This is a genomic window from Limnofasciculus baicalensis BBK-W-15, assembly GCF_024178385.1.
Taxonomy (GTDB): Bacteria; Cyanobacteriota; Cyanobacteriia; order Cyanobacteriales; family Coleofasciculaceae; genus Limnofasciculus; species Limnofasciculus baicalensis.
On sequence record NZ_JAMZMM010000034.1, the window covers coordinates 13,557 to 27,346 of the forward strand.

Genomic DNA, 13,790 nt, shown 5'->3' on the forward strand with positions numbered 1-13,790 from the left:
CACCAACAAAGTATCATTAGAAGCTGTTCTAGCCCCAGCCTGCGCCGTGTTTCATGGCTTCAATTTCCGTGCGTCGGTAACACCTTTTCTAGTTCCGATTTAGCACTATCAGTTGGACGGAGTTGAGAAAAAACTCGATAAGCGTCCAAATCCAAATCGGAAAATTTATCTGGATTATCCCCATCCATCTTAATTAAATTGTATTGAACATCATCTGCATAAATAGCAAAGGCAATCTTGAAGACTTCAAAAAACATAATCACCCACTTACAATCCTCTTCCGGATAATTCACATAGTATTCAATTAACTTAGCGACAGAAGTCTCCAGATGATTGCGAGCATTGGGACAAATCAGAATAATTTTGAGCAGTAAGATTGCCAAAGGAATATGATGACCTTGAGACATTAACCAAATAAATATTTCGGAAGGTTTATTTCTATCTTCAGTAGTAAAATAATCAATCAATCGATTGCAGGTTCTGAGGAGTAAGGCATCATCTAGTGGTTCTTCATGATAATCTACATAAAGATCTACCAATTTTTCTGTTAGCTTGTCCTCTAAGGTATTACAGATAGTGTTATTTGCTAAGGAAAAGACCAAGTATTTGGGCAAACAATATTTGAAATGCCGATAATTAATGGTCTTGCTTTGCTCCATAAACAGATGGGCTAAATGTTCATAGTTAAAAATGCCATTTTTAGCGACAATCTTTTTAATAAAATTGAGAACATTATCGCCCAGAGCTGTGGGATTATTGCTAATTCTCTCTTTGTGAATAGCTGATTGCAATCGCGCCGTGTACATCGCTAATTCTAACTTAAACTGTTCTTTCAGTTTTAAGGAAAGCGCCCTCGCAGCTTCTCGTTGTTCTACCGGATTATTAAGGTTAGTATATTGGGGTACTAATAGATAGGATTGGTAACGATTACTCCAATGTTCTTTTTCTGCGTATCTGGAGACAAATAATTTTAATTCATTATATTCTGATCCGTTGATAAAGTTCCACAACCATGTTCTTTGCCGAGTCAGAGTTGGGGATAGGGTGCGTTGCGGACTCCTAACTTCAACGAAAAGCTCAACTAATTCTTGAATGCTGGCATGATTCCTGGAAACATACCAGTTATTAATTAGAATGTAGCAAGCTCGCTTAATTGTATCCCTGAATTCTTTTTCATTATTCGCAAAAATTAGTTCTGATATGGCTTTAATTATCTCTGGATTACCAGTAGCAGCGTTATAATCGATAAACGAATATCTAAATTCCTGCAAAACTGCTGCTGGAGACTTTTCCTTAACAATATCCAGCAAAAACTGATAGATGCTTTCTTGTGCTTCCTGAATATCTACCCCTAGCTTGTTGAGCTTGCTGGGGGAGTTATTTGGAGGACTTTTTGATAGAACATCCCTTACCATGAACATCCTCTTGGACAGTTACGCCCTGAAGTAAAGGTGTAATATTAACAAATTAATCGGACATTGTGTTGATACAGTTATTTATCTGGACTGTGGGCTAAGGACATTTAATATCCTTTAACCGTAGCTTAACATTATCCCCCGCTAACCGCAACGGTATGGCGGAGGTCTTCTCGGCAGTTAAGCTAAACTATAGCGCTGCGCTCCTCGTGTAGTTACAGATTACAATATGGATGCTCGATCGGTAAAAGTTTAGAACAGCAGTCGCCAAGGCTGTTAGGAGAAGGGGGGGCACTAGAGTGAAACCCGAAATCCCAACTCAAGCTACTTCTGAGTTCGATTTCTAATCACCCTTAAACTCAGAAACCACAACACAGGAACATTTTTGTTTAACATCCTACCCATTACCTATTCCCCATCCCCTAAACCACCGCTACGATCGAGAAAATCAGTAATCTCCTGATAAAAAGCCTGTCCCTTTCCCCTGCTGCTACTTGCAGTCACCAATAACCTTAAAACTTCCACAAGCGAACTAATCGTAGCATCAAAAATCAATGCAAAAAGCTGGCTTAAATCATCTTGGTTTTGTTGCCCGTAGGCTAAAGCATTAATATAATCATTGCGGATTTGGTTATTAATCACCACGATAGGATAGCCAGCACGGATTAAGAGTAAATTCATTAATAATCTAGCGCTTCGACCATTCCCATCGCGAAAAGGATGGATAGAAACAAAACGATAATGAGCCATAGTAGCATATTCAACTGGATGGAGATTTAAGGCAGATTCAGAATTCAGCCAGATCGCAAAATCTCCCATTAATTGAGACAAGAAATAATGGGGAGGATAACGATAATTCGTTCCTGCCGCCATCACATCCAGAGTGCGATAACTACCTGCTTCCTCCGGGTTAATTTTGCGGAGAATAAGATTGTGAATTTGTTTGATTTCCCATTCATTAATCTCCGTATCTTTTTGGGCTAAACTTTCAATATAATCGATCGCCTCCTTATGCCCAATAACTTCTAAATGTTCGTCAAGGGTTTTGCCTCCCACAGTAATGCCCTTCGTTAAAACTAATTCCGTTTCACTTTGGGTTAAAGTATTACCCTCAATGGCATTTGAGTTATAAGTAAAGCGAACATCATAGAGCTTTTTGAGTTCGGTGACGAGGGTGGAATCGAACGGTCTAAACCCATCTAGCCAAGCTTTTAGTTTATCGATTCGTTCTAATTTAAGCCGATAATTCATCATTAAATAGTTGTCGATCGAAGAGGTTAATGAAAATTCTTTTTGTTGACCTAAAAGAATTAGCTTTTGAATGAATTTCTCGTATAGTTGAGTCTCCATCTTTGAAAACATTCCTCCAAATTTCTTCTTATATAAAATTGAGCCACAAAAATATATTTTCTATGTCATGAATAGCAGTAGGAGATATCTCAACTCGGTAGGTCATATTTTTTTTGAAGCTCTTCAAAAGCTTGATGAATAGAAACCCCTTCGCCTCGATCGAATTCCCCTAAGCTTTGACGAATACCTGCAAGAGTTTCAAGAAGTTCTAACCGATTCAGTAGTTTTTCATAACTTTCCGCATCCTGAAGCACAGCAACCGCTTTACCATTAATGGTAATTACGATTGGTGTTTTATCTATTTCAAACTGATGAAGCAACTCAGGAGCTTCCTGTTGAAATTGGTTCAGAGGACGGCTATGGGAGAGGTTAAGCATGGTGTTCACTTTTTTTGAGTGTTGTTAACAATTTAGCAAAATAATATTTTTATTGCTTAGATTATAAAAGCACCTCAATCCCCAACTCCTGACAAAATCCACGAATCAGGCGATCGTTCTCCGACCTTGCGCGATCGAGCATCTCTATTGATTCTACCAATTTTCTGTAGGTCAAACTCGATCGAGATTCCGAACCATTTCCAAGGTGAGACAGCGTTTGCGGCATAACGGCTGGCGGCTCACCGGACAGACTTGAACCTCGAATCAAAACTAATAGTGTTTGCTTCCGTTCCGCGTGCAGCCGCTTGTTATGTCTTTAGCATCAGGAGCTAACTTTAGCCTAAGACCCGAATGAACTTTTAAGTATTGAAAATATAGCAAAATGACTTATGAACTCCCACGCTTATACACTTTCCATTGTTCAGATATACTTCTAGCTTTTCCGCGTTTTAGATCTTTTTCGTAATCTTTCAAGAGTTCCATAGATAGACTTTGCAACTGAGTTGTGTTTTTAGAAACCTTTTTGTAATCAAAGGCAGCATTGTTTTCGTCCTTCAAAAAGTAGTTTAGATCAACAATAATATTGCTGCTAAGGATATCAGCTATTATTCTCTTAAACTCACTTATATCATTACTATTTGACACAATGTTTAATTTATTTGTGTATATAGCTTTGCCAACATCATCATCTTGCATAATCTTAGAAATAACATATAGTAAAAAATATTTTGTTGCAGAATAGTAAGCATATTGTTTGTGATCAATTTGGTCTAATGTTTGCTCAACAACACACAAAATTTCATATGTAAGAATTATTCTTTTGGCATTAACTGCTGGTCTTCCAAATATTTTTGAATAATACTCATCAAAAATCTGTGACTTCTGGTGAGAGTTCCAAGGTTCATTCAGATCAAATGTTAATAGCATTCTTCCAGCATCTTCGTTGCTTATTACTTTGCCTTCACCCAACCTTTCTCCCCTCTTCACTGCAAATTCATAACCATCAATACTTTCAAATTCTTTCTTTAGCCTTTGCTGTATGGTCTGATTCGATTGGAGATCTCTAGGCTTGATAGCATTCTGATTGTTGCTATTAGTCGTAATTTTTTTTACAAGACCTACATCGTCGGTATTAAGCTTTATTATCTTTGTAAGTATCTTTAAATTTTCAGTAATGTTTTTCCTTTGGTTATAGAGAGTACTAATGCTTTGAGCACCATTTACTACAACATACTTACCTATAGTGATTTTGTCATTTTCATGCTTGGCGAAATCACAAATTATGGTAATCCCATTGTGATATAACTGAAACTTAACATGTTCATTCGGATCTAAGATGCTTTTTTTAATTGCTTTGTTGACTTTTGTTGAGCCTAAAGCCAGCCGTACATTTTGTTGAAATAAAGAAGCATCCTCAATTCCAGACATTTTCACTAAATCGCTGGCAAAAGCGGTAAATACCCATACCTCTGCTATCTTATCCAGAGTAGAAAAGTTTAGAGGGGTTACGTGAGAACAGTCAAAAACAAATTCATCATTAACTCCACCTTGTTTCTCAAAGTCTATATGTACTTCTACTATCTTTTTCTTGTCAAAAAGCTTAATACTCTCGTTAGAAGCTAAATATTCTTCCGCATTTTGATCGGCTGATGCATTAGTTATAAAGACACCTTTTACAATAAATCCATTTTCTATCTTGGTTTTTAACTTGAGATCTGCTACAAGCTTTTTAAGCATTTCATTAGCATTACCCTTCTCTATAAGCTTAATATTTTCAAGGGTTGAAAGCTGGTTAAGAGTTCCTGCAAACTCTTTTAAACTTGTATCACCAATGGTCTTATTTGCACTTTCAACAGTTTTAGATTGAAAAACTATAATTTCTTCATTTAATTCATCAACGTATAGTGCATCTATGCCTTTGTCTTGATGTCCATCACAGATTACATCGTCAGCAGACGTATCATCCATTCCAAAGATATTTTCTAAAAACCAATTTAGAAATGATCTACTGATACTTCTTTTCTTCTTTGTATAGGGTAACAACAAGGAAGATAAATTTGAGTAATCAAGTTCTGATTCTTGCATAAGTATTGTCTATATCTTGCTGACAGTTTCAGTATAGTATCAAACAAGATTGAGAGGATAGGGGGGTAGTTAGAATAGTCGCTAAATTCAGGAGACATAACTTATAATTATATCGCAGTTGCGGTACAATACTGAGTATAGCCGTATAATACCGCAGATTGACGATGTATGTCAACCCGTTATTACTCCCCATCGAAATCTTCTTTCCTCGATCGAGTTCGCCGCACGATTCGATTCAAACATATGAGCCGTCGTACCGAAAAAAGCTATCTTTATTATATTTTAGATTACATTTTCACGCACGAATCACTGTAATTAACCGACCCATTGGGCTAACCTGAATTTCAGTTTTCAGCCGTTCTTCTAATTCGAGCGCATTCTCGCGTCGATCGAATATAACCAACCACCCCTCATCTTGTCCCAATCGAGCCAAATATCCATCTAACTGTTCCAACCCTTTACTCAACGGATCGACTTTCCGAGTCCGCCAAACCTTCAGTTCAATGCCTAATGTGACCTCACCATAACGTAAACATAAATCCATCCTGTCTCGCCCGATCGCATATTCCCGTTCCAAAGTTCCCCCACCATTAATCACCCGATGCAGAAACGCCATCAGCACCAAATGCGGCGCAATTTCAGGGTAAGACGCACTCTTGAGTAAGGGTTCACCATGTTGCAGCCAAAAGCCGAGAAACGCTTGCAGGAGTGCTTCGGTCATCAGTTCACCGCGATCGTTCAACCAACTCGGACTGATCGTCGGTAAACTATCTTGCGGGCCTTGCGCCAAAACTCGTGGCAACACTTCTCGATAAATCGGATTAGCAATGACTAAACCCCCGGCTGGATCGCGTTTGAGCAAGCCCAAATCGACCAGATATTGGCGATCGTCATTAGAAGATTCTGGCAATTCTTGTCCGGCTAGTATCGGTTCGATAATTGCTTTGACTCGGTTTTCTCTGAGTCGTTCAGCCAAGCTATCTAAATGCGTATCCTGGCGTTTGATGATAATTTCTTTAGCTTCTAAAATATGTTCTGGTGTAATTTCTATAGATTCATCAATAACTAATTCTTCGACGATTTCTTTGGCTAAAGCATTCACTAACCAAGGTTGTCCTTGTGTTAATTCAAAAGCTAAGGCTACGGATTCAGGTGTAAAAACTTGTCCGGTATCTTGGGTATGTTGCCCGTAGAGTTCTGCGACTTCTGAGGCATTAAAATTTCTGAGCGTAATCGATCGCACTTTAATATTAAACGGACTGGATGTATTCAGGCGATCGCTACCACCCGCAGCCACTTTGTAATCGCGAACATCGCGCAAACCGATTAAGCCCACCGATTGCGGAAACGCACGAGGACGAGAGGGATAACCATTGCGTAACTGACGCAAAACCGACAGCAATACTTCATTTTGGAGCGAATCAATTTCATCGATGAAGATTGCTAAAGGGCGAGGTGAAGTTTGTGCCCATTGCCGCAAGGTTTCTTCAATTCCTTGTCCCACCTCCATTTCTTGTTTTGGTGGTGGCTGGAGCTCCGGTGGCAAATAGACTCGCGCCTCACTTCGCCAAGAACTTAAGATTGCTGCTTGGGCTTGTTGTGGATTGTCATTAAAGGGCGAACCTAACTCTACTGAAACAACGATCGCAGTGTACTGTCCGCTGTCAGTGAGTTGCTTGGCCAAAGCCAGCATTGCCGTGGTTTTACCAATTTGTCGGGGTGCGTGGATGACAAAATAGTTTTGCTGGGCAATGAGTCGCTCTAAATTCGGGAGGCGACGGGTTGCTGGCAACATATAGTGAATGTCATCGCGGCACGGGCCTGCGGTATTGAACCAACGTGGCATAGGTCAATTGGGGCGAATGGGGCTGCTCTCAGTTTACTTTACTGTTGTTGGAATGGGGTTCTGTTGTTGTTAAGTGGGGTTTGTACCGACTCATCGGGTCGAATTGAGAATCTTAGGCGGAATTATTAATTATCGATCGAGCTTCCGAATCATCTCCAAAGTCAGACAGCGTTTGTGAGATAAAGTTCGCGATCGCCGGAGGTAGATAACCTTTGCCATTAACCGACCATATTAGAACGTTCCAGTGCAGCGCGATTGTTATATAGCTACTACGATAACTGACCAACTAACGTCGCAGTCTCTCGATCTAAACCGACTAATGCTTCCTGGATCAAATCAACTTCGCGGGCTTCAAATAAAACCTCGCCACATTGATCGCAAACCCACGCTGGAATGTTGTCCCATGACACACGATAACCATTTCGATCGATCGTGAATGGGGCGGTTCCGCGTCGCATTTTAGCTCTACAGCACAAGCATTCCATTCTTACAGTCTCCCTCTAAAATCCGGTGTCCATTGGCTGGGATCGGGCAGATATGTAGAAACAATAAGCGCTTACTTGCCGCTTCTCGTACCTGCTCCAAGATGTCATCAGCCAATTTCTATTTACCCAATTAGATCGAAGCATATCTATTTATTCTACCAATTTTCTGTAGGTCAAGCTCGATCGAGATTCCGAACCATTTCCAAGGTGAGACAGCGTTTGCGAGATAACGGCAAAGTTGAGCGGTGGCAAATTACTTTAGCAGCACCACCAATATCTCGCGCCCATCCGCTCCAACGCAGTGTTAGACTCTCATTGACCTACAGGTATATATTTTTGCTGCCAAAAAGCCTTACTTCTTCTTCTTCCATTATTTCATCCATCTCTTCGATAATTTTTCTTTCAACTATTGAGCAATTGGTGATAAGTTTCTTGAGTTTATTGTTATTCAACCAGTCTGAATTCCACAATGAAACATTTGCCTCATTTAATTTCCTACATATTGGCTCCTCAAAGTGAATTTCATGATCAGTTTTTAGCACAATTCTCTGAATCCAGATTTCAAGATAGCCTATGTTTGGCAAAAGCCTGAATTTAGCAATGATTGCATTAAGAATTTTGATTTTCTCATCGCCAGAATTAATCAAAGAAAGGAATTTGCTGAGTATGGCTGCACCAATCGGATAAATTCTTGGATTTTTGAACATTATATCTACAAGAATACTGATCAAAACTAAAACGTCATCTCTATTATTTTTTAATCTTTTGATTTGAGCAAAAAACTTATCTAGTGCTTTACTCAAGCTTCCAGAATTAGGGTGTTTGCATGAAAAGTCATGAATAAGAAGTAGTTGTCCTTGTAAGTTTGCAATCTTTTTTTGACTTTTAATCCAGTCTAATTTATCTTGCTTAATTGAATTTGCAATTACATGATTTGAAGCAAGCGTCTTTTGTGAATTTAGTTTTAGACCTAAATCAACAAGAATTTCAGTTAAAAGTTTTAATATTAAATTACCATCTTGTGGGTTGTTTGTAAAAATCCTATAATCATCTCTATACCTTAAGATTTCATAATCCTCTATAGATGTGTCATGTATTTTTTGAGACAATTCTAAATCTGCATAACCTAAGACGATTTCAGCTATAAAATCCATCAATACACTGCCTTGTGGAATTCCATTTGTTTGTCCGAATGACATATCTTGGATGTAGTAATCAATAACATTACCAATTAGATTCCTATCATTTCTGTTATTCTTGGCAGATTCTCTTGTATGTAAAGCCCATGCTATTGAATGGGTGTATATGGAACCATAACAGTCAGAAATATCAGTATGTACAACATACTGATATTTAAGAGCTAGTTCAATTGATCCTTGCTCTACGGAATGCCACCAATTGCTTACAGTAGTTGCCCTGTCTGACAGTTCATCATCACTCTCGACAGGAAGACTGAGACATCTAATTTTTGAATTGCTCCTAAATTCCTCCATTCTACTTACGATTACATTCCAATTTTCTTCCTTTGAAATTTTATGGACAAGGGATACATATATTGCTGGATGAACTAACTGAAGGGGTCTCCAAGCGAATTTACCATCCTTATTGTTTAGAAATCTGTGATTGACATTTTCATAATCACAAGGGCGGGTTGTTTTTGTTTTTCCAGAAGCGTCAACATAGTTTCTATAGTAGTCAGATAGAGGCTTTTCTTGGATCTCTTGAGATATCTGCTCAAGAAGTTTCTGAAAGACAAAGTATTTTGGCAAGTCAAAGTTGTAGTAGCTTTCTTCTTTTAGTAAAAATCTTCGTGCATCAGCATAGGAGAAATCCAGAATTCTTTTCATTACTCTTTAATTATCAAGATTTCTCTTTGAAGTCTAACTTATAATTATATCGCAGTTGCGGTACAATACTGAGTATAGACGTATAATACCGCAGATTGAGGATGTATGTCAACTCCTTCTTACTCCCCATCAGAATCTCCTTTCCTACAGCAAGTTCGCCGCACACTTCGGCTCAAACATATGAGCCGTCCTACCGAAAAAAGCTATCTTTATTATATTTTAGATTACATTTATTTTCATAAAAAGCGACATCCTCAAGATATGGGATCTGAATAAATTCGGGCTTATCTTTCCTATCTTGCTAATCACCGAAAAATCGCTGCTTCCACTCAAAATATTGCGCTTTCAGCACTTTTATTCCTTTACCGTTTATAATCGTTACAAGCTAATATGCCAATGCGTAAGGTTGAATGAGAACTTGTGCTGAAATACCTAACTTTTGATTTAACTGCCGGATTATTTCAAGGGTGAGTGGAGCTTTACGATTGAGAATTTCCATCGCTCGATCGTGACTACCTATTACGGCTTCTAGATGCTGTTGAGTTAGACCTTGACTTTCTAGATAATAAAGAATTGCTTCGATCGGATCGGGCATCACGATCGGCTCATGTTTGTTTTCGTAGGCTTCAACTAAGGTGACTAATATTTCTAATCGATCGAATTCTGGAGTTCCTTGAGGAGCTTCAAACAAACGCTCTATTTCTTTCAGCGATGCTTTGTAATCTTCTTGGCTTCTAATAGGTTTTAGGCTGTACATAATTACCTCATCTATGTGCTTTACTAAACCGCATCAGGCAATCGGTCGAAAACAATTTCTTCATAAAATTGCTCGATCGGCAAGCTTAAACCAATACTTTTAAGCTCGACGCGATCGCCCGCTCGATAGCTCAGAATCAACCAATCCCCCGCATCATTTTTATGATAAATATCGATCGCCATCTCATCCGAACTCACTAAAACATAATCAATTAAATTCGGGTTGCGGCGATATTTGTCAAACTTCTTGCCGCGATCGTAAGCCTCGGTATTATCCGATAAAACCTCAACAATCAAGCAGGGATAGGTAATATATTGAGGGCTAGAATTATCTCGCGGATCGCAAGTGACACTCAGATCTGGATAGGTATAGTTGCGAGTATTGAGGATATTTACGCGGCAGTCAGAATTGTATGTTTTACAACCACTACCCCGCAGATGGGACTTGATAGTCAATAAAAAGTTTCCCGCGATATCACTGTGATTTCTAGTCCCGCCACTCATCGCATACACGCGACCATCGATTAGCTCATGTTTTTCTAATTGTTGCTCCTCCCAAGCAAAATACTCTTCAGGCGTAAAGTACCGCTCCTGCTCTCTAGCTGCAATCATAATAATCTCCTAATTTAAAAAAAGTAGTCAATCCAGACGCTGGAATCAACAATAATCATGGGCTTACTATTGTTCCGTATCCGTTCTCATGCGATCGAGGTCGCCGTCCCAGGCGAGTTTACGCAGATAACCTCGAACTCCAACCGATAACCTCTCAACGGTCGATGTGCAACGGGATTGTTATGCCGTGCTGCTACAACTGCTCCAACAACCTGTCGTATTCTGCGTGAGAACCCACCCAAAACCAGATCGCTGTATCTCCATCTAATTGCCCAATCGCTCGATAACTTTTGCTAATACGGGCGGAGTAAATTGGCAACTCCGGATGCACCTTCTTGAAGCGTAGACTTGGATAGCTTGGGTCTTCCTTAAACTGACGATACGCTGCACGGGTTTGCTCTTGAACCTGTTTAGGTAAATCAGCGAATAATTTACGGAACTCGGTAGTAGTGCGCGATTTCACAGTGTCTCCGGGTCAAGTTCTTGAGTTTGACCTGCACGATACTCAGCCATTGCAGAAGCAGCCAGTTTTGCAAGAATATTCGGTGAGCGAGAGAATGATTCATCCCAACGCCTCTCGTCCTCAATTTCTGCCAAAATCATGGCAGCGATCGCGTCCTGCTCGCTTGCAGGCAAGGTTTGTAATCTGGCGATCGCACGCTCAAGCAAGTCAGTCATTGCTACCCCACTCAGCACTTTATACTTACCCTATCTATTATCGCTGCTCTCAGGTAGAAAGAAATTATCTTCAAGCGAAGAGATGGTGAACTTATTCTTCTTGCTGAATACGCCTACCTTGGTCACACATACCGTCATCAATCGGGATGGGAAGATCCTCTGGGATTGTGTAGAGGCGATCTTTTCTGGGCATACCTTACTGATTCCTCCATACGCTGATAGGGTTATGGACATAGTTATTTTGCGATCGCCGACTCGCTTAGTTCCTTTACCGCATTCTTCGCCAAACCCAGACTTCGCCATCCTCTGGATCGATTTTACTCCCATCTCTCACAAATTGATTCTTCTCCAAAACTCTCCCGGATGCTGAATTCATCGGCACAGTATAAGCCACAATCGTTTGAATTTCAGCCTTTGAAAATGCCTCTTTAACTAACAAATCCACCGCTTGAGTCGCAAATCCGTGTCCTTGTTGAGAAGGCACAATTCCATATCCAATTTCAACTGAGCCATTACTGTCTGGAGGACTTTTAAATCCGATCATTCCAACCATTAATCGTTCACGAAGTGTCTCTGCAAGAGAATCGACTACGATCGACCGAGGAGACCACCAAAAACTGTTTTCAGGGTATTGCCTTAATTGGTCATTCACAAACTCTACCCAGAACCGAGGAGCGACCTCTTCACTCTTTGGCAGGAGGAATCCATCTATTTCAGAACGAGCGGGTTGTTCAAGGAGTGCGGATAACTGATGACCTGTTGCTTGATGAAGAGTCAACATAATATAACTATGTCCCTATTCTTCCACCCGATCGCCCATCGGCTGCGATCGACATCTTGAGATGGGGTGTGTTCAAATAATTTCGTAAATTTAGGTAGTTGATTCAGATTCTGGTATCAAGTCCAGACCGCGATAGACTTGCTCGATCGCAAAGCTCAAATTGATACTTTTGAGTTCTATGGTGTCGCCTGCTTGGTAGTTAATAATCAGCCATTCACCAGCATCATTTTTATGATACAAGTCCATTTCGATGCTGGTGGAACTGACTAATAAATAATCTTGTAAGACTGGATTTTTGCGGTACATTCTAAATTTGCCACCTCTGTCATAGGATTCGGTGCTAGGCGAAAGAACTTCAACGATTAGGCAGGGATAGGTAATATATTGGGTTGTGGTTTTATCGCGTTCGTCGCAGGTGACGCTGGCATCGGGGTAAGTATAGTTACTGGTTTCAAAAATATTAATTTTGACATCAGAATTACCTGTTATGCAACCGCTATTTTCTAAATGATTATCGAACATGGCAGTAAGCCTAATGGCAATGCGACCGTGATTGACGCTGCCGCCGCTCATGGCGTAGACTTGACCGTCGATATACTCATGCTTTTCTAGCTGCTTTTCTTCCCAGGCGAAGTATTCTGCTGGGGTAAGTTGGGGAAAGTTTTCTTTTGCCGCGATCATTTTTTTAGGTAATGGGTAGATTCCGAATCATCTCCAAGGTTAGGCAACGTTTACGAGATAACGTTCGCGATCGCCGGACTCAGATAAATCTAGCTATAAACCAGTATACTTTTAAGTTTCGGTACATTGCGGTTGTTATCCATTGCTTTGATGTTTCAGAGAAGGTACTAAATGGATCATAAAGTCGCGCTTACCTATTGGCGCTCCTGCCATACGCAGGATATTGTACGCCGTTGTTATATGGAAATAAAAGTTTGGCATCAGAAAATCATTTATATAGGAAAGTCCAGATAATTCTGCGTATAGCCCTTGCCCAAGATCGATCCGATTGAGTTCTGACAGTTTAGAATCAGCAACATTGATACTTGCCAACAACTCCTTAGTAGATGAAATATGACCGCGTGCCTCAACTAGAGATGCGACATCGGGGTTCAAGTTGTTTGCCGACTGTCCTTTGCACCACAATGCGAAGTTACGGGGCTGATTGCAAACAAATGCTATTTGTGTGCTGAAAGGAAACATATCGGGCGCTATGCGACGCTGCAATAGAGACTCTAAATCGTCTGCGAAATGATTCTCTGCTACCTCTAAAAGATGACTCAAGGTATCGAGTCTAGAACTGAAGATATTTTGTAATGCTACGATCTTCTGATTTTCCATAGAATTTTTAGAAACCTGACGGGGTGACAACTATTAACTGACCAGCCCTTGCAGTTCGCTAATATCGATGTGGATTCCTTGACGCTTCAGATATTGGCTCAAGTTGATCTGGATGAACAAGTCTTTGAGTTCTTCAGCAATCTCTAAGGGCGGATTGCCAGATATAGCAACCGCCAAGGCGGTTATGGTGTAAAGTTAGAGTAGTCCCTTCTGCTGT

At 40.1% G+C, this 13,790-nt stretch carries 14 protein-coding genes and 1 pseudogene; 1 reads left to right on the forward strand and 14 read right to left on the reverse strand.

The window, feature by feature from the left end; translation table 11 throughout:
• Nucleotides 1–59: 59 nt before the first annotated feature.
• The 7 genes from NJ959_RS05675 to NJ959_RS05705 all read right to left on the reverse strand — a co-directional run bounded on the left by NJ959_RS05675 (nucleotide 60) and on the right by NJ959_RS05705 (nucleotide 9,405).
• On the reverse strand, nucleotides 60–1,415 hold the full coding sequence (locus NJ959_RS05675; RefSeq protein ID WP_254010786.1) for a Sll1247 family protein: 1,356 nt from the start codon (nucleotides 1,413–1,415) through the stop codon (nucleotides 60–62).
• A 408-nt stretch (nucleotides 1,416–1,823) separates the two neighbouring features.
• Nucleotides 1,824–2,777, reverse strand: coding sequence for a Fic family protein (locus NJ959_RS05680; protein WP_254010787.1), 954 nt, complete (start codon nucleotides 2,775–2,777; stop codon nucleotides 1,824–1,826).
• A gap of 77 nt (nucleotides 2,778–2,854) precedes the next feature.
• Complete coding sequence (locus NJ959_RS05685) at nucleotides 2,855–3,142, reverse strand: type II toxin-antitoxin system Phd/YefM family antitoxin (RefSeq protein WP_254010788.1); 288 nt, start codon at nucleotides 3,140–3,142, stop codon at nucleotides 2,855–2,857.
• Nucleotides 3,143–3,529: 387 nt separating this feature from the next.
• Complete coding sequence (locus NJ959_RS05690; RefSeq protein ID WP_254010789.1) at nucleotides 3,530–5,227, reverse strand: AIPR family protein; 1,698 nt, start codon at nucleotides 5,225–5,227, stop codon at nucleotides 3,530–3,532.
• Nucleotides 5,228–5,522: 295 nt separating this feature from the next.
• Nucleotides 5,523–7,073 (reverse strand): ATP-binding protein, encoded by a 1,551-nt coding sequence (locus NJ959_RS05695; protein WP_373693606.1) that lies wholly within the window; start codon nucleotides 7,071–7,073, stop codon nucleotides 5,523–5,525.
• Nucleotides 7,074–7,342: 269 nt separating this feature from the next.
• Entirely contained in the window at nucleotides 7,343–7,558 is a 216-nt protein-coding gene (locus NJ959_RS05700; protein WP_255699702.1) for a YgiT-type zinc finger protein, read from the reverse strand.
• A gap of 320 nt (nucleotides 7,559–7,878) precedes the next feature.
• Nucleotides 7,879–9,405 (reverse strand): RNA-directed DNA polymerase, encoded by a 1,527-nt coding sequence (locus NJ959_RS05705; protein WP_254010791.1) that lies wholly within the window; start codon nucleotides 9,403–9,405, stop codon nucleotides 7,879–7,881.
• A 105-nt stretch (nucleotides 9,406–9,510) separates the two neighbouring features.
• Between NJ959_RS05705 and NJ959_RS05710 the strand changes: the two are divergent.
• A pseudogene (locus NJ959_RS05710) lies at nucleotides 9,511–9,780 on the forward strand (phage integrase N-terminal SAM-like domain-containing protein).
• 10 nt (nucleotides 9,781–9,790) lie between these two features.
• On the opposite strand, the gene NJ959_RS05715 reads toward NJ959_RS05710, so the two are convergent.
• The 7 genes from NJ959_RS05715 to NJ959_RS05745 form a co-directional block, all read right to left on the reverse strand.
• Entirely contained in the window at nucleotides 9,791–10,162 is a 372-nt protein-coding gene (locus NJ959_RS05715; protein ID WP_254010792.1) for a helix-turn-helix domain-containing protein, read from the reverse strand.
• 23 nt (nucleotides 10,163–10,185) lie between these two features.
• Nucleotides 10,186–10,773: a Uma2 family endonuclease gene (locus tag NJ959_RS05720; protein ID WP_254010793.1), complete on the reverse strand. Its 588-nt coding sequence runs from the start codon at nucleotides 10,771–10,773 to the stop codon at nucleotides 10,186–10,188.
• 193 nt (nucleotides 10,774–10,966) lie between these two features.
• Nucleotides 10,967–11,236, reverse strand: coding sequence for a type II toxin-antitoxin system RelE family toxin (locus NJ959_RS05725; RefSeq protein ID WP_254010794.1), 270 nt, complete (start codon nucleotides 11,234–11,236; stop codon nucleotides 10,967–10,969).
• Nucleotides 11,233–11,451, reverse strand: coding sequence for a hypothetical protein (locus NJ959_RS05730; protein ID WP_254010795.1), 219 nt, complete (start codon nucleotides 11,449–11,451; stop codon nucleotides 11,233–11,235). The genes NJ959_RS05725 and NJ959_RS05730 overlap by 4 nt, the downstream gene beginning before the upstream one ends.
• Nucleotides 11,452–11,719: 268 nt before the next feature.
• Entirely contained in the window at nucleotides 11,720–12,232 is a 513-nt protein-coding gene (locus NJ959_RS05735; RefSeq protein WP_254010796.1) for a GNAT family N-acetyltransferase, read from the reverse strand.
• Nucleotides 12,233–12,322: 90 nt separating this feature from the next.
• Nucleotides 12,323–12,913 carry a Uma2 family endonuclease gene (locus NJ959_RS05740; RefSeq protein ID WP_254010797.1) on the reverse strand — a complete coding sequence of 197 codons (591 nt, stop codon included), beginning with the start codon at nucleotides 12,911–12,913 and terminating at the stop codon, nucleotides 12,323–12,325.
• A gap of 135 nt (nucleotides 12,914–13,048) precedes the next feature.
• Nucleotides 13,049–13,573, reverse strand: a complete 525-nt coding sequence (locus NJ959_RS05745; protein WP_254010798.1) for a DUF1993 domain-containing protein — start codon at nucleotides 13,571–13,573, stop codon at nucleotides 13,049–13,051.
• Nucleotides 13,574–13,790 lie beyond the last annotated feature (217 nt).

Bases quoted from the DNA above. Each gene is read 5' to 3' on its own strand.
- NJ959_RS05675 (WP_254010786.1), bottom strand. From the start codon at position 1,415: ATGGTAAGGGATGTTCTATCAAAAAGTCCTCCAAATAACTCCCCCAGC.
- NJ959_RS05680 (WP_254010787.1), bottom strand. From the start codon at position 2,777: ATGTTTTCAAAGATGGAGACTCAACTATACGAGAAATTCATTCAAAAG.
- NJ959_RS05685 (WP_254010788.1), bottom strand. From the start codon at position 3,142: ATGCTTAACCTCTCCCATAGCCGTCCTCTGAACCAATTTCAACAGGAA.
- NJ959_RS05690 (WP_254010789.1), bottom strand. From the start codon at position 5,227: ATGCAAGAATCAGAACTTGATTACTCAAATTTATCTTCCTTGTTGTTA.
- NJ959_RS05695 (WP_373693606.1), bottom strand. From the start codon at position 7,073: ATGCCACGTTGGTTCAATACCGCAGGCCCGTGCCGCGATGACATTCAC.
- NJ959_RS05700 (WP_255699702.1), bottom strand. From the start codon at position 7,558: ATGGAATGCTTGTGCTGTAGAGCTAAAATGCGACGCGGAACCGCCCCA.
- NJ959_RS05705 (WP_254010791.1), bottom strand. From the start codon at position 9,405: ATGAAAAGAATTCTGGATTTCTCCTATGCTGATGCACGAAGATTTTTA.
- NJ959_RS05715 (WP_254010792.1), bottom strand. From the start codon at position 10,162: ATGTACAGCCTAAAACCTATTAGAAGCCAAGAAGATTACAAAGCATCG.
- NJ959_RS05720 (WP_254010793.1), bottom strand. From the start codon at position 10,773: ATGATTGCAGCTAGAGAGCAGGAGCGGTACTTTACGCCTGAAGAGTAT.
- NJ959_RS05730 (WP_254010795.1), bottom strand. From the start codon at position 11,451: ATGACTGACTTGCTTGAGCGTGCGATCGCCAGATTACAAACCTTGCCT.
- NJ959_RS05735 (WP_254010796.1), bottom strand. From the start codon at position 12,232: ATGTTGACTCTTCATCAAGCAACAGGTCATCAGTTATCCGCACTCCTT.
- NJ959_RS05740 (WP_254010797.1), bottom strand. From the start codon at position 12,913: ATGATCGCGGCAAAAGAAAACTTTCCCCAACTTACCCCAGCAGAATAC.
- NJ959_RS05745 (WP_254010798.1), bottom strand. From the start codon at position 13,573: ATGGAAAATCAGAAGATCGTAGCATTACAAAATATCTTCAGTTCTAGA.